The organism is Streptomyces sp. NPDC090442, from assembly GCF_044769405.1.
Lineage (GTDB): Bacteria > Actinomycetota > Actinomycetes > Streptomycetales > Streptomycetaceae > Streptomyces.
This window is the reverse complement of sequence record NZ_JBIVXW010000001.1, coordinates 120,646-134,919: the sequence shown is the minus strand read 5'-3', so window position 1 is coordinate 134,919 and position 14,274 is coordinate 120,646. Positions and strand designations below refer to the sequence as shown.

The window sequence follows — 14,274 nt, the reverse complement described above, 5'->3', positions numbered from 1 at the left end:
GGATCCCGGAACCGGGGCGAGGGGGGCGTACGGGCGGCCCCTCCAGGCGCGCTCCCGCGGCCCGGCCGCAGCCCTTACTATGCAGGTCGGCGGGTCGGCTGACCCGCCGGACGCCAGCGACGGCGCCAAGGGAGGAAGCCCGGTGAGAATCCGGCGCGGTCCCGCCACTGTGAACCCGGCCAGCGCCGGGTGAGCCAGGAACTCCCGCCGTCCATACGACCACCCGGGGCGTGGAATCCCCGAGGAAGGGCTGCGCCGTGATCCTGCTGCTGTCGACCTCCGACACCGATCTGCTCAGCGCCCGCGCGGCCACGGGGCCCGTGCCGTACCGGCTCGCCAACCCCGCCCGCCTCGACGTCGCCGAACTCCCCGGGCTCCTGGAGGGCACCGACCTCGTCGTGGTCCGCCTGCTCGGCGGCATCCGCGCCTGGGAGGACGGCCTGGACGTGCTGCTGGCCGCGGACCAGCACCGCCCGGTCGTCGTGCTCACCGGTGAACAGGCCCCCGACGCCCAGTTGATGGAGGCGTCCACGGTCCCGGTCGGCATCGCGGCCGAGGCTCACGCCTACCTCGCGCACGGCGGCCCGGCCAACCTCGACCAACTGGCCCGGTTCCTCAGCGACACCGTGCTGCTCACCGGCCACGGCTTCGAGCCGCCCGCGGCCGCGCCGTCCTGGGGCCCGCTGGAGCGTCCCGCCTCGGAGGCGACCGGTCCGAGGGTGGCCGTGCTCTACTACCGCGCCCACCACATGAGCGGCAACACCCGCTTCGTCCACGACCTCTGCGACCAGATCGAGCGGGCCGGCGGCCGGCCGACGCCGCTCTTCGTCGCCTCGTTGCGCGCCCCCGAGACGGAGTTGATCGAGGAGCTGCGCGGGGTCGACGCCATCGTGACCACCGTCCTGGCGGCCGGCGGCACCAAGCCCGCCGAGGCGTCCGCGGGCGGCGACGACGAGTCCTGGGACGCCGGCGCGCTGGCCGCCCTGGACGTGCCGATCCTCCAGGCGCTCTGCCTGACCGGGTCGCGGGCCGACTGGGAGGCGAACGACGAGGGGCTCTCGCCGCTCGACGCCGCCTCGCAGATCGCCGTGCCCGAGTTCGACGGGCGGCTGATCACCGTGCCGTTCTCGTTCAAGGAGATCGACGAGGACGGCCTCCCGGTCTACGCCGCCGACCCCGAACGGGCCGCCCGGGTCGCCGGGATCGCCGTCCGGCACGCCCGGTTGCGGCACATCCCGGCCGCCGAGAAGCGGCTGGCGCTGGTGCTGTCGGCGTACCCCACCAAGCACTCCCGGATCGGCAACGCGGTCGGCCTGGACACCCCGGCCAGCGCCGTCGAGCTGCTGCGCCGCCTCCGGTCCGAGGGCTACGACTTCGGCACCGAGCCGGTCCCGGGCCTGGCGTCCGGCGACGGCGACGAGCTGATCTACGCCCTCATCGAGGCCGGCGGCCACGACCAGGAGTGGCTGACCGAGGAGCAGTTGGCCCGCAACCCGGTCCGGATACCGGCCGCCGACTACCGCCGCTGGTACGCCACGCTGCCGCAGGCGCTCCGCGACTCCGTGGAGGAGCACTGGGGCCCGCCGCCCGGCGAGATGTTCGTCGACCGCAGCCGGAACCCCGAGGGCGACATCGTGCTGGCCGCCCTGCGCCGCGGCAACCTGCTGATCCTCATCCAGCCGCCGCGCGGCTTCGGCGAGAACCCGATCGCGATCTACCACGACCCCGATCTCCCGCCCTCCCACCACTACTTGGCGGCCTACCGCTGGATCGCCACACCCGCCGCCGACGGCGGCTTCGGCGCCGACGCCATGGTCCACCTCGGCAAGCACGGCAACCTGGAGTGGCTGCCCGGCAAGAACGCCGGCCTGTCCGCCGCCTGCGGCCCGGACGCGGCCCTCGGCGACCTGCCGCTGATCTACCCGTTCCTGGTCAACGACCCGGGCGAGGGCACCCAGGCCAAGCGCCGGGTGCACGCCACCCTGGTCGACCACCTCGTCCCGCCGATGGCCCGCGCCGACTCCTACGGCGACATCGCGCGCCTGGAGCAACTGCTCGACGAGTACGCCGCGATCTCCTCGATGGACCCGGCCAAGCTGCCCGCCATCCGCGCGCAGATCTGGACCCTGATCCAGGCCGCCAAGCTGGACCACGACCTCGGCCTGGAGGAGCGCCCGGAGGACGACGGGTTCGACGACTTCCTGCTGCACGTCGACGGCTGGCTCTGCGAGGTCAAGGACGCGCAGATCCGCGACGGCCTGCACGTGCTGGGCGCCGCCCCGGCCGGCGAGGCCCGGGTCAACCTCGTCCTGGCCATCCTGCGCGCCCGGCAGATCTGGGGCGGCACCTCCGCGCTGCCCGGGCTCCGCGAGGCGCTCGGGCTGGACGAGTCGGCCGCCACCCGCACCGCGGCCGACGACGCCGAGGCCGTCGCCCGCGGCCTCGTCCAGGCCATGGAGGACGTCGACTGGGACCGGGCCGCGGTCTCCCGGGTCGCCGAGGGCCACCCGGAGGCGGTCGCCGCGATCCTCGACTTCGCCGCCCGGGAGGTCGTCCCGCGGCTGGCCGCCACCACCGCCGAACTCGACCACGCGGTCCACGCGTTGAACGGCGGCTTCGTCCCGGCCGGCCCGTCCGGCTCGCCGCTGCGTGGCCTGGTCAACGTCCTGCCGACCGGCCGCAACTTCTACTCCGTCGACCCCAAGGCGGTGCCGTCACGGCTCGCCTGGGAGACCGGACAGGCGCTCGCCGACTCGCTGTTGGCCCGCTACCGCGACGACAACGGCGACTGGCCGCAGTCGGTGGGCCTGTCCCTGTGGGGCACCAGCGCGATGCGCACCTCCGGCGACGACGTCGCCGAGGCGCTGGCGCTGCTCGGTGTCCGCCCCGTGTGGGACGACGCCTCGCGCCGGGTCAACGGCCTGGAGGCCATCCCACTCGACGAGCTCGACCGTCCCCGCATCGATGTCACCCTCCGCATCAGCGGCTTCTTCCGCGACGCGTTCCCGCACGTCATCGGCCTGCTCGACGACGCGGTGCGGCTCGTCGCCGGCCTCGACGAGCCCGCCGAGGGCAACTTCGTCCGGGCCCACGCCCAGGCGGACCTCGCCGCGCACGGGGACGAACGCCGCGCCACCACCCGGATCTTCGGCTCCCGCCCCGGCACCTACGGCGCGGGCCTGCTCCAGCTCATCGACTCCCGTGACTGGCGCACCGACGCCGACCTCGCCGAGGTCTACACGGTCTGGGGCGGCTACGCCTACGGGCGCGGGCTGGAGGGCCGCCCGGCCCGGGAGGAGATGGAGACCGCCTACAAGCGCATCGCGGTGGCCGCCAAGAACACCGACACCCGCGAGCACGACATCGCCGACTCCGACGACTACTTCCAGTACCACGGCGGGATGGTCGCCACCGTCAAGGCGCTCAAGGGCAAGGCCCCCGAGGCGTACATCGGCGACTCGACCCGCCCGGAGACGGTCCGCACCCGGACGCTGGTGGAGGAGACCTCCCGGGTCTTCCGCGCCCGGGTCGTCAACCCCCGCTGGATCGAGGCGATGCGCCGCCACGGCTACAAGGGCGCCTTCGAACTCGCCGCCACCGTGGACTACTTGTTCGGCTACGACGCCACCACCGGAGTCGTCGCCGACTGGATGTACGACAAGCTGGCCCAGACCTACGTCCTGGATCCGGAGAACCGCGCCTTCCTCCAGGAGGCCAACCCCTGGGCGCTGCACGGCATCGCCGAGCGGCTGCTGGAGGCGGAGTCCCGCGGCATGTGGGAGAAGCCGGACGCGGAGACGCTGGCGGCGCTGCGGGAAGCCTTCCTGGAGACCGAGGGCGAGTTGGAGGGCGAGGACTGACGGTCCGGCACGGAGCGACGGGGCGGTGTTTCACGTGAAACACCGCCCCGCGCACGTCGGATGAGCGCGGCCGCTCCGCAACTCTCCCTGCCGCTGGGGCCGTTGGGCGAAGGCCGGCCTCAGCTTCCCGCGGTCCGGGCGCGAAGCTCTCCGTTGTCGGTGCTCAGATCGAGCCGGTACGGCCCGGCCGGGTCGTCATGGACGCCGATCCGCTTGGCGCCGTTGCCGGTCTGCGCGGACACCCGGTAGGGGGTGTCCGGCACGGTGACCGTGAGCGCGCCGTTCGACGTCTCGGCCCGGACGTTCTGCGGGGCGGTCGTGGTGAGGTTGATCTCGCCGTCGCTGGTCCTGGCCTCGACGCCCTTGCCCGCCAGGCCCTTTCCGGTGATCGCGCCGTTGCTGGTGCGCACGTTCACCGGCCCGGACACCCCGTCCAGGTCGATCTCCCCGTTGCTGGTGGTCACCCGCACCGCGGCCACCTTGGACAGGCTCAGCGAGCCGTTGGAGGTCCCGCCGGTCACCGGGACGGTGCCGGGCAGGTCGACGGTGTAGTCCACCGAGCAGCCGTCGCCGCAGCCGCCGAGCACCAGCGTCCCGCCCTCGACCTTGTGCGTGGGCCCCTGCGGCTTGTCGCCCGGGTAGGTGACCTTGCGGTGCACGCCGACGGCGTCCCCGCCCTTGCCGCCGTGCAGCGTCACGCCGCCGTTGCCGGTGTCCACGCGTACCGACGTGATCTTCTGCGACAGCGTGGCGTCGTCGGAGAAGGTCTTGCCGGCCACCAGACTGCACGCGCCGAGGGCCAGTACCCCGGCCCCGGCCAGCGCCGCCGTCCCGATGAAGCGGACGCTCCTGTGCATGAAATCCCCCCGGAATCCGTTCCGTTCACGGCTCCGGGTGGTGCCCGTCGCCCCGTGTCCCGAGCCCGGGTGGACGGCGTGCCGGCCGCCGCTCCGGGCTGGATGACGAAGACTCTAGGCAGCCCGCGGCCCGCCCGACCATGGGGCTATCCCCCGCAAAGAGACGGGTGCGGGCTTCCGGGTGCGACCCCTGGGAGCCGGTGCGACGCTGAAGTGGTCGGGACTGTTCCCCTGCGGTAGGAGGAGGCTTCCGGTGACCGGCACGGGTGAGCGTAGGAAGACGTGGAACGCCGAGATCAGCATCGTCGAGGCCGGGACCGAGGTGCGGTGCGAGGCCCGGCTGCGCGGCAAGGAGGGCGGGCAGATCGTCGGCGAGGGAACCGCCAAGTGCAATCCGGCGGACGAGAACGTCCCCGCCATCGGGGACGAGTTGTCGGTGGCGCGGGCGCTGTCGGACCTCAGCCATCAGCTCCTCAGCCGCGCCGCGCACGACATCGAGGTGCACACCGCCCGCCCCGTCGAGCGGCTGCACGCCTGACGAAAGGGGAGCGCGGCGCCCGGGCGGACGGTGGCCGACGGGGCCGGCCCGCCCGGGCGCCGCGCGTCAGCTCTCGATCGAGGAGATGTCCGGGCCGACCGTCAGCGTCACGGCTCCCGGTGTCGCCTGCGCCGACTCCACCGCCTTGACGCCCGGCAGTCGCGCGGCGAGCACCTCGGCCTGGGCCTTGAGGGCCGGCGGGTAGGTGATGGTGGTCTTGTCGGTGGGCTTGCCGTTGTCGGTGAAGACGACGGTGAAGCCGAGCTGGCGCAGCTTCTGCGCGCCCACTCCGGCGAGGCCGGTTTGGGTGGTGCCGTTGAGCACCCGCACCCGGACCGAGTGCGCGGTGATCGGGTTCTTGGCGGCCTCCGCGAACTTCTGCTTCCCCTCGGCACCGACCTCCCGGTCGTGGGCGAGGTCGCCGAACAACTCGCCGGCCTGCGGGTACTGCCAGATGACGTTGGCCTTGTCGGTGGGGACGTCCGCCTCGCGCGGGTAGGTCGGCACGGTGAGGAAGGTGAGGCGGTCGGAGGGGATGTCCTTGACCGTGGCGGCGAGGTCGTAGAGCGGCTTGATGCCGGCCAGGTCCTGGTCGGTGGTGAGGGACTTGGTCGCCGAGTCCAGGAAGCCGTAGAGGTCGGTCGGGCTGGTCAGCTTGGACTGTGCCTTGGCCGCGAGCGCCTTCATGAACTCCTGCTGGCGGCCGATCCGTCCGAGGTCGGAGCCGTCGCCGACGCTGTAGCGGGTGCGGACGTAGCCGAGCGCCTTCTCGTCCTTGATGGTCTGGCACCCGGCCTCCAGGTCGAGGTGGGCCTTCTTGTCGTGGATGGCCTGCTTGGGGCAGACCTCGATGCCGTCCAGCGCGTTGACCATGCCCTTGAAGCCCTGGAAGTCGACCGAGACGAAGTGGTCGATGCGCAGCCCGGTGTTCTTCTCGACGGTCTTGATGCTGCACGCCGCTGCCTTGCGGACGTCGCCGCTGAGCCCGCCGATCGAGAACGCCTCGTTGATCTTGAAGTGGTGCGGCGTGGACTTTCCGCCGTCGCCCTTGTCGCACTCCGGGATCCGCACCCAGGAGTCGCGCGGGAAGGACACCGCGGTGGCCCACTTATGGTTCGCCGCGATGTGCAGCACCATCAGGGTGTCCGACTGCATGGTGGTCAGGCCGCTGCCGTACTTGTCGCCGGTGCCGGCCCGGCTGTCGGAGCCGACGACCAGGATGTTCTTGGAGCCGGGGCTGAGGTTGACCGGCCGGTCGGTGCCCAGTTCGCTGTTCACGTCCGCGCCGTGGATGTTGCCGTTGAGGTGCTGGTACACCCAGGCGCCGGCTCCGAGGGTGCCCAGCAGGATGACGCCGAGCACCCCGCCGACCCAGGCGACGATCCGACCGCGCCGGGTCATCCGGGCCTTCCCGGCCTTGCGGGAGCCGCCGGCCCGCCGCCCGGGGCCCGACCGCCGGCGCTCGGCGCGGCCGCCCTCCGCCGCGGCCCGGCCGCCCCGGTTGCCGTCGCCCCGCCGGGCCGCCTGCTTGTGCGTCTGCCTGTCATGCACGCCGATGGTCCTTCTGGAACTGGTCTTGCCGGGTGGAGGTGAATGCGGGTGCGGGGGAGGGTGCGCCACCGGATGCCGGGAACGGCGGGAACGGCGAACGCAGCGGGCCGTGGGGCGGCGGCCCGCACCGGTGTCTCAGATGCCCTCGGTGGGCAACAGCCGGACGGATTCCGGGTCGTAACGGAGCCACTGCGGACTGCTGCCGCCGGGCACGGTGCGCAGCAGGCACCAGGTCTCGCCCGCGTCGTCCGTCCACCACGCGCTGATCCGGCCCAACTCCCAGGCACCGTCGGGATATTGGACCTCGACCGGCTGATAGACCCATCGCACCTCCGCCTCTGGAGGCGGGCTGTCCCAGGTCAGGGGTCCGCACCTCGTCGCCATCTCCCCCTCCGGCAGCGCCCGTTGCGCATGTCAGCCGCAACCCTACCGGCAACTTTTACAACGCTGTAGAAGTTGGTTGGTGTGCTACGGATCACAGACTATGTCCGTGGCATGGCGACCTGGAGAGCCCGGGATCAGTGTGCACTCACCACGGCGTTGCTGCCTTCAGAACGAGGAACAGAGCTACCGCGGCGTTCAACGAGGAGAGCGCGGAGGCCGCGGTGCCGGCCGCCGCGACCAGCGCGGCCAGCCCCGCCGGCGTCAGCGCCGGCGGCCAGGTGCGGGCCGACGGCACCGGCCCGAGCAGCGCCGCCACCCGCCGTGGTACCGGCCCCGGTTCGGGTGACGCGAACTGCGTCACCAACGGATACGGCGCGGGCCGCGAGAGCAACGCCGCCTTCCCCACCGCCCGCGCGGTCAGCCGCCGGTTGCCGACCGCCCGCGCCGCCTCCTCGTCCGCCCAGCGTTCGGCGCTGAAGGCGACCGCCGAACGCAGCGGCAGCAGCAGCGGGTTGACGCAGCCGGCCAGCCGGACGGCGAGCAGCGAGCGGTGGTGACGGCAGCGCAGATGCGCCTGCTCGTGGGCGAACAGGGCCCGTCGCTCGTCGTCGTCCAGGTTGTGCAACATCCCCTGGGAGACCGCGATCCGGCCGGGCCGGGCCGGTCGTCCCGGCCGCGCGGGCGTACCGGGCACGGCATAGGCGTAGGGCTCGTCGTCCGGCAGCACCACCGGATCGGCGCCGGTCGGCAGGACGGCCAGCGCGCGGTGCGCCCGCTCCCGGATCCGGCGGTCCCGGCGCAGCGCGCCGCCGCCCACCACCAACGCCCCGGTCAGCGCGAAGATCGCCGCGACGCCGGCCACCTCGGCGTACGGGACCGCGGCCCGCACCTCCGGGTCCGACCAGCCGTCCGGCAGCGGATTGCCGGGGAGTTGGGCGGTGCCGACGACCACCAGCAGCGCCAGGCAGAGCGTGCTGCACAGGCCGAGGACCGCGGCCAGCAGGGTCAACAGCCGGGTGGTGACCCGGGGATGGAGGTGCTGCTCCGCGAGCCGGGCGATCGGCAGCGCGGTGAGCGGCAGGATCAGCGGCAGGAAGACGAAGACGCCCACCTCCTCACCCCCCGCGTGCTTCGTCCGAGCGGCCCGCGCACCTGGTGCCCGGGCCGCGGCCCGCGGTGCCGTCGTCGTCCTCGGCGCGGGCCAGGAGGCTGCGCAGCACGTCCTCGTCGTGCGCCGAGAGCGCGGAGACGAAGCTGGTCAGCACGGCGTCCCGGTCCGGTTCGCCGTCCAGGACGCGGCGCATCCGCAGCGCGGCGAGCCCGGCCTCGTCGGCCGCGGGGGTCCAGGCGTAGGCCCGGCCGGTGCGTTCGCGGGTGACCGCGCCCTTGGCGTGCAGCCGGGACAGGATCGTCATCACGGTGGTGTAGGCCAGGTCGTCGCCCAGCCGCTCCTGCACCCAGGCGGCGGTGGCCGGCCCGGGCGCGTGGTGCAGCGCGGCCAGCACCTGGGCCTCCAACTGGCCCTGTCCGCGCCGGGCCCGCTCCCGCCCGTTGCCGCCGAGGGCCTTGCCGAAGGGGGTGGTGCCCATGTCGTCGCCTCCCGTCGCACCGGGCGTCCCGCGGGCTGGGACGCCGGGGCAGTTTACGGCGGTGGCCGCCGCGCTCCGGCGGGCTTTTCCGGGTGCACCCCGACGGCGCCGCGCCCCGCCACCAACTTCTACAGTCCTGTAGTTTTTCCGCCACGTCCTAGTTCACCGCCGGGGACCGCCAACGGCAACCGGCACCGGCCATCACCTGGAGGGAAGCATGGGAGTCTCGCTCGCCAAGGGCGGCAACGTCTCGCTGTCGAAGGAGGCGCCCGGCCTGACCGCGGTCTCGGTCGGCCTCGGCTGGGACGTGCGCACGACCACCGGCGCCGACTACGACCTCGACGCCAGCGCGCTGCTGTGCACCGACGCCGGCAAGGTCGCCTCCGACCAGCACTTCGTCTTCTACAACAACCTCACCAGCCCGGACGGTTCGGTCCAGCACACCGGCGACAACCTCACCGGTGAGGGCGAGGGCGACGACGAGACCCTCAACGTCACGCTGAGCGGGGTGCCGGCCGAGATCACCAAGATCGTGTTCCCGGTCTCGATCCACGACGCCGCCGGCCGCGGCCAGAACTTCGGCCAGGTGCGCAACGCCTACATCCGCGTCGTCAACCAGGCCGGCGGCGCCGAACTCGCCCGCTACGACCTGACCGAGGACGCCTCGACCGAGACCGCGATGGTCTTCGGCGAGCTCTACCGGCACGGCGCGGAGTGGAAGTTCCGCGCCGTGGGCCAGGGTTACGCCTCCGGCCTGGCGGGCATCGCCGCGGACTACGGCGTCAACGTCTGACACACGGGACGGCACAACGGGCGGGGCGGGGCCACGGAGGCCCGCCCCGCCCGCGCTGTCAGAGGTCGAACTCGGCCGGGGGGATGCCCAGCGCGAAGCACACCTCGCGCACCACCGCGCGCTCGGTCGGGTCGAAGTCCCCGTCCGCGCCGCCGATGACGACGCCGATCTGGAGCACCGCCCGCGCCTCCACCGGCTTCTTCTTCACCTTCCCTATCTCCTGCATCAGCGCGACCTTGCCGAAGTCGAAGTCGGCGGCCAACTTGTCCAGGCAGCCCTCGAAGCGGACCCGGAGGTCCTCGGCCGGGAAGTTCTGGAGCACCTCGTTGGTGGCGATCAACTGCGCCACCCGCCGCCGCTCGGTCGGGTCGACGACCCCGTCGGCGGCGGCCACCAGCGCGCACATCGCCATGCTCGCGTCGCGGAAGGCCCCGCTCTTGAGGTCGTTCTTCTTGGCGACGAGCTGGCTCTGCATCGTCGTCGCGGACTCCTTGATGCGGTCCCACAGCGCCATCTGGATCTCCTCGGCTGGTCGTGCGGCGAGCATGCGGAGGGCGAGCCCTGGGCATGCTTCAGGCATGCGTTTGGTCATGCAGAAGTAAAATCTACTGCCCCGTAGAAGGTGCGCTGATGCCACCCCCCGTCGGCATAGCCGGCTTTGGCGCGATACGTTCCCGCTGCCCGGAGTACGGTGGAAAAACCACCGGAAGGCGAAGGATTTCCACAAATGCCCGTGGTGTCGGCTTAGGGGACATCCGGGAGTATGCGGGTGAACGCCATGCAGACCTTCTTGAGCGTGATCGTGCTGCTGGCCCTGGTGGCGATGGGCGTGCTGTTCATCGTCCGGGTCAACGGCCAGACGGCCGGCCGCCCAGCACCGCACCGGTACGCGCATCTGAAGGAGTCGTTCGGGCAGCGGCGGCACAGGCACGTGCACGACGCCCGCCCGGAGGCGCGCACGACGGGCCCGGCCCCGCCCACCGGGGAGCCGGACGACGACCGGTGACCCCGGTCCCCGGCACCGCCCGCCCGTCGCCTACCCCTCCCCGAGCTCTCCCCTCCGTTCGAGCAGGGGAGGCCCCACGCCCCTCAACGACGGGCTCCGCCTGGCCCCTTCCGTTGCCGACGGCCGCGACCGCAGCGGTCGTCGCCCGTCGCGTCAGGAGCGCCACATGACCACCGCCCCCGAGGGCCGCTCCCCGCACCCCCGCCCCGCGCGGCACCACGCACCGCCCCCGGTCGCCCGCCTGGCCATCGCACCGCACGCCGAGGTGGCCCGGCGGATCGACGGGGTGTGGTGGCCGCGCTCCACCGACCTGCTCGCCGAACTCCCGGAACTGCTGGCCGCGTTGCCCTTCGACTGGCCCCGGATCACCCACGCCACGGTCAACGGCACCGGCTGGTCCGCGCTGCCCGGCCACATCCTGGTCGCCGGCCACGTCGTCCGCCTGCGCCGCACCACCAACCGCCCGGGACCGGACACCCTCTGCCTGGTCGCCGCCGGCGACGGCCGCTGGGACCTGTTGCTCCTCCCGCCCGCGACGCCCGAGGCCGCGGCGGTCCGGACGATGGCGGAGATGGCGCGGACGGGGACGCCCGCGCCCGCCTGACGCCGGGTCACCTCCCGCCCGCACCCCGTTGGTCATCGGCATACCCCCAGAACCCGATGCGCGCATCCGCCGAGCCCGCCCCGACCCACCCGCAACACCGTGGAACGGGCCGCCCACCGCCGCCCGGCCCGCCTTCGGCCTGCGGTTTTGCGGGGGCGACTACTGCGGACGAGTGGTGTTCATCAGAAGAACGCCGATCCGGGGGCGTCGGTCCGCGAATCCTCCCATTGCGTACTCATCATAAGAAAACGCAACAGAAGGAACGCGTGGATCCCTCCCAGGGATCCCGACCGAAGGAGAGGGACCATGGCTGCGACCAAGGTCATGAAGTTCTGGGCGGTGTGCCTTGCGGTGCTCGGCAAACTGCTCGCATCACTGGGCGTCTCCGCCGCCGCCTCCGCGGCCCGCCGCGAGGCCGCCGTCCACCAGCGCACCCTGGGCACCACCGCCCCCGACCCGGCTCGCCCCGAGGTGGCGGCGGGCGCCGAACCGGACCACGAACCACGGCCGTTGATGCCTGCCGACGAGTCCGTCAGGCCGTTCGTGCCCGCCGCGCGCACCGCGCCCTGGCACGGTCAGGACGGCCTGGTCCGTCGCAGGTTCCCGCTGCCGACGCTGCCGCCGACCATCAAGCAGCGGATCCGCGCCGAGGCACACGGCTCCTCCCCCACCGCGCGCCACAGCCGCGCCGCCGGAGTCCAGCCGCTGTCCACCGCGCCGTGCACCGGCGCCGCCCCGGTCATTCCGGCGGCCCGCCGCCGTGCGCACACCACCGCCGGTGCCGCCTGAGCCGCGTCCGCGCCTGCGCGCCGGCAGTCACGGCGCGGAGCACACGAGTTGGTCACCTGCAGTCCCACGTCACCTGTTGGGACGGGCACTTGGTGGGCGGCGAGAGGCAAGAGCGTCGCGCGAGCGGCACGACGAGCAGGACCGATCGGCGGCACAGCGCGCGGGAGAGCACCGCGCAGCACGGTACGGAGCACGACGGACCGCAGTGACTCCCAGCAGTACCCAGAGCAGTACCCACAGACTTTGATGTGACGTTGCGTTCGACGTCGGCGGGCACGCGCTAGCCGTGGTTTCACGTGAAACCGCGTGTGGCGGGCGGCCGTTCAGCCTCCGGAACCGGGGATCGGTCCCGGCGCCAGGCCCAACCGGGCACGGAGTGCGCGGGTGTCGGTCTTTCCGTTCGCGGTGAGCGGGAAGTCGTCGACGACATGGACCGCGTTGGGTTGCTCGTACTCCGCCAGGTGCGGGGCGAGCCGCCGGCGCCAGAGGAGCGGGGCCTCGCCCTCGGGGTCCGCGACGACGAAGTGCAGCGCACTGCCCCGGCGTTGGTCGGGGACGGCCAGCACCTTGACCGGCCGACCGCAGGTCTCGGCGCGGCGCTCCAGGCTCTCGGGGTAGAGCGTGAAGCCCAGCCGGTGGACCGCCTGGTGGCGGCCCACGACCCGCACGATGCCGTCGGTGTCGACGCTGCCGAGATCGGCCGTCGGATACCAGGCGTCCCGGTCTACCGGTGCGAGCGAGCCGTCCTCCTTGAGGTAACCGGCCATCAGACCGGGGGAAAGCGCCTCGATGGCGCCGAGTTCGCCGGGATCGGCGACCGTGCCGTCGGGACGCATGACGCGCAGCCGCACGCCGGGCAGTGGACGCCCGCAGCCGTGCGGCACATCGGGCGTGGCCAGCGCGACATTGCCGAGTTCGGTCAGGCCGTAGCCGTCGAGGAGCGGGCGGCCCAGCGCCGCGTGGAACGACTCGGCCAGCGGGGCGGGCAGCGGGGCGCCGCCGACGCCCCAGACGCGGACCCGCCTGAGCGCGGCGCGCGCCTCGGGGCGGCGGCGCAGCACGCCGAGCAGCGAGTGGTAGGTGGACGGGGCGGCGTCGATGGCGGTGGCGCCGTGCGCCGCGGCCTGGCCGACGGCCGCGTCCAGCCGCTGGTAGGGGGTGACCAGCAGGGTGCACCGGGACAGCCACCAGAGCAGGATGACGGAGAGCCCGTACTGGTGCGAGAAGGGCAGCAGTGGGGCCATCACGTCGTCCGGGCGGTAGCCCAACGCCTCGATGGTGCGCAGCGAGTTGTCCAGCACGGCGGCGCCGGGCTTGACCACGCCCTTGGGGCGCCCGGTGGTGCCCGAGGACCACAGCACCAGCGCGTCCTCGCGGTGGAACCAGGCGCTCAGGTCGACGGCGTCGTCGGGGTGCGGCGGGGTGTCGGCGGCCGGGCGGGGGTAGGGGAGGACGCGGTGGGCCGGGAGGTCGGGGAGGGCCGCCGCGGGGTCGGCGGTGACCTGCCAGCGGGCGCGGGACTGGCGGGCGGCCGCGGTGGCGTCCGGCTTGGGGAGCCGGTGGTCCAGCGGGACCAGGGAGGTGTCCAGGTGCATCAGGGCCAGCAGCGTCACGACGTAGTCGACGCTGTTGTCGCCCTGGACCAGGACCCGGTCGCCGGGGCGGACGCCGAGGGTCCGTAGGGCGCGGGCTGCGGCGTGGATCCGGTGGTCGAGGGCCGGGCCGCCGAGGCGGGCGGTGCCGTCGGCGGGGGCCGCGGCGCCGTCGAGCAGGTGGGCCGCGGCGACCGGCGGGGCGGGCGCGATGGTGTCGGTCATGGGTGCTCCGATCCCGTGGGGTCGAGGGGGCGCCGGGCCGGTTCCGGTGCCGCGGGGGCCAGCAGCGACGCGGTGGTGGTGGCCACCCAGGTGCCGTCGGGGGCGTGGAAGGCGGACTCCACCGTGAGCAGCGGGCGGCCGGCGAGGGTGCCGGCGGCGGCGATCCGGACGGTGGCCCGCAGGGTCTCCCCGGCGTGGACCGGGCGGGCCAGGCGCACCGACTGCTCCCGGTGCATCGCGCCCTCGGGCGTGAACCCGGGCTGCCGGGCGAGGAGTTGGTCCTCCGCCCCGGCGGCCAGGACGGCGAGGTAGGTGGGTGGTGCGATCACGTCGGGGTGGCCGAGCGCGCGGGCGGCGGCCCGGTCGGTGTGCGCGGGGTGTGGGGTGCCGCCGAGCGCCGCGGCGTAGGCGGCGAGGTGGTCCCGGTCGAGGGTGTACGTGCGGGTCACGGTGGGCGCCGGGCCCACCGGTTCCTCGGGCATCGGG

At 73.5% G+C, this 14,274-nt stretch carries 14 protein-coding genes and 1 riboswitch; of the genes, 6 read left to right on the top strand and 8 right to left on the bottom strand.

Annotated features, from left to right (window positions below; genetic code table 11):
- Nucleotides 1–72: 72 nt before the first annotated feature.
- A riboswitch (cobalamin riboswitch) is annotated at nucleotides 73–225 on the top strand.
- Nucleotides 226–257: 32 nt separating this feature from the next.
- Nucleotides 258–3,860, top strand: a complete 3,603-nt coding sequence (cobN, locus tag ACIQU6_RS00625) for a cobaltochelatase subunit CobN (protein WP_403479643.1) — start codon at nucleotides 258–260, stop codon at nucleotides 3,858–3,860.
- Nucleotides 3,861–3,979: 119 nt separating this feature from the next.
- Here the strand turns inward: cobN and ACIQU6_RS00620 are convergent, their stop codons facing one another.
- Nucleotides 3,980–4,717: a DUF4097 family beta strand repeat-containing protein gene (locus ACIQU6_RS00620; RefSeq protein ID WP_403479429.1), complete on the bottom strand. Its 738-nt coding sequence runs from the start codon at nucleotides 4,715–4,717 to the stop codon at nucleotides 3,980–3,982.
- Nucleotides 4,718–4,970: 253 nt separating this feature from the next.
- On the opposite strand from ACIQU6_RS00620, the gene ACIQU6_RS00615 reads away from it, so the two are divergent.
- On the top strand, nucleotides 4,971–5,255 hold the full coding sequence (locus ACIQU6_RS00615; RefSeq protein ID WP_403479428.1) for a DUF1876 domain-containing protein: 285 nt from the start codon (nucleotides 4,971–4,973) through the stop codon (nucleotides 5,253–5,255).
- A 66-nt stretch (nucleotides 5,256–5,321) separates the two neighbouring features.
- Here the strand turns inward: ACIQU6_RS00615 and ACIQU6_RS00610 are convergent, their stop codons facing one another.
- The 4 genes from ACIQU6_RS00610 to ACIQU6_RS00595 all read right to left on the bottom strand — a co-directional run bounded on the left by ACIQU6_RS00610 (nucleotide 5,322) and on the right by ACIQU6_RS00595 (nucleotide 8,779).
- Nucleotides 5,322–6,656, bottom strand: coding sequence for an LCP family protein (locus tag ACIQU6_RS00610; RefSeq protein WP_403479642.1), 1,335 nt, complete (start codon nucleotides 6,654–6,656; stop codon nucleotides 5,322–5,324).
- Nucleotides 6,657–6,941: 285 nt separating this feature from the next.
- The gene (locus ACIQU6_RS00605; RefSeq protein ID WP_403479427.1) at nucleotides 6,942–7,136 is read right to left on the bottom strand and encodes a hypothetical protein; all 195 of its coding nucleotides are present in this window, start codon (nucleotides 7,134–7,136) and stop codon (nucleotides 6,942–6,944) included.
- A 199-nt stretch (nucleotides 7,137–7,335) separates the two neighbouring features.
- A complete protein-coding gene (locus ACIQU6_RS00600) occupies nucleotides 7,336–8,301 on the bottom strand; it encodes a M56 family metallopeptidase (protein ID WP_403479426.1) in 966 nt (321 codons plus the stop codon).
- A gap of 4 nt (nucleotides 8,302–8,305) precedes the next feature.
- Nucleotides 8,306–8,779 (bottom strand): BlaI/MecI/CopY family transcriptional regulator, encoded by a 474-nt coding sequence (locus ACIQU6_RS00595; RefSeq protein WP_403479425.1) that lies wholly within the window; start codon nucleotides 8,777–8,779, stop codon nucleotides 8,306–8,308.
- A 217-nt stretch (nucleotides 8,780–8,996) separates the two neighbouring features.
- On the opposite strand from ACIQU6_RS00595, the gene ACIQU6_RS00590 reads away from it, so the two are divergent.
- Nucleotides 8,997–9,572 (top strand): TerD family protein, encoded by a 576-nt coding sequence (locus ACIQU6_RS00590; RefSeq protein ID WP_383409696.1) that lies wholly within the window; start codon nucleotides 8,997–8,999, stop codon nucleotides 9,570–9,572.
- A gap of 58 nt (nucleotides 9,573–9,630) precedes the next feature.
- On the opposite strand, the gene ACIQU6_RS00585 is transcribed toward ACIQU6_RS00590, so the two are convergent.
- The gene (locus ACIQU6_RS00585) at nucleotides 9,631–10,086 is read right to left on the bottom strand and encodes a tellurite resistance TerB family protein (RefSeq protein ID WP_403479641.1); all 456 of its coding nucleotides are present in this window, start codon (nucleotides 10,084–10,086) and stop codon (nucleotides 9,631–9,633) included.
- 249 nt (nucleotides 10,087–10,335) lie between these two features.
- Here ACIQU6_RS00585 and ACIQU6_RS00580 point away from each other — a divergent pair, with 249 nt between their 5' ends.
- The 3 genes from ACIQU6_RS00580 (at nucleotide 10,336) to ACIQU6_RS00570 (ending at nucleotide 11,971) form a co-directional block, all read left to right on the top strand.
- Nucleotides 10,336–10,578: a hypothetical protein gene (locus ACIQU6_RS00580; protein WP_403479424.1), complete on the top strand. Its 243-nt coding sequence runs from the start codon at nucleotides 10,336–10,338 to the stop codon at nucleotides 10,576–10,578.
- A 166-nt stretch (nucleotides 10,579–10,744) separates the two neighbouring features.
- Entirely contained in the window at nucleotides 10,745–11,182 is a 438-nt protein-coding gene (locus ACIQU6_RS00575) for a DUF5994 family protein (RefSeq protein WP_403479423.1), read from the top strand.
- Between the two features lie 306 nt (nucleotides 11,183–11,488).
- Nucleotides 11,489–11,971 carry a DUF6344 domain-containing protein gene (locus ACIQU6_RS00570; protein ID WP_403479422.1) on the top strand — a complete coding sequence of 161 codons (483 nt, stop codon included), beginning with the start codon at nucleotides 11,489–11,491 and terminating at the stop codon, nucleotides 11,969–11,971.
- A 323-nt stretch (nucleotides 11,972–12,294) separates the two neighbouring features.
- Here the strand turns inward: ACIQU6_RS00570 and ACIQU6_RS00565 are convergent, their stop codons facing one another.
- Nucleotides 12,295–13,788 (bottom strand): class I adenylate-forming enzyme family protein, encoded by a 1,494-nt coding sequence (locus ACIQU6_RS00565; RefSeq protein WP_403479421.1) that lies wholly within the window; start codon nucleotides 13,786–13,788, stop codon nucleotides 12,295–12,297.
- The gene (locus ACIQU6_RS00560; protein ID WP_403479420.1) at nucleotides 13,785–14,270 is read right to left on the bottom strand and encodes a MaoC family dehydratase; all 486 of its coding nucleotides are present in this window, start codon (nucleotides 14,268–14,270) and stop codon (nucleotides 13,785–13,787) included. The genes ACIQU6_RS00565 and ACIQU6_RS00560 overlap by 4 nt, the downstream gene beginning before the upstream one ends.
- Between the last annotated feature and the right edge of the window lie 4 nt (nucleotides 14,271–14,274).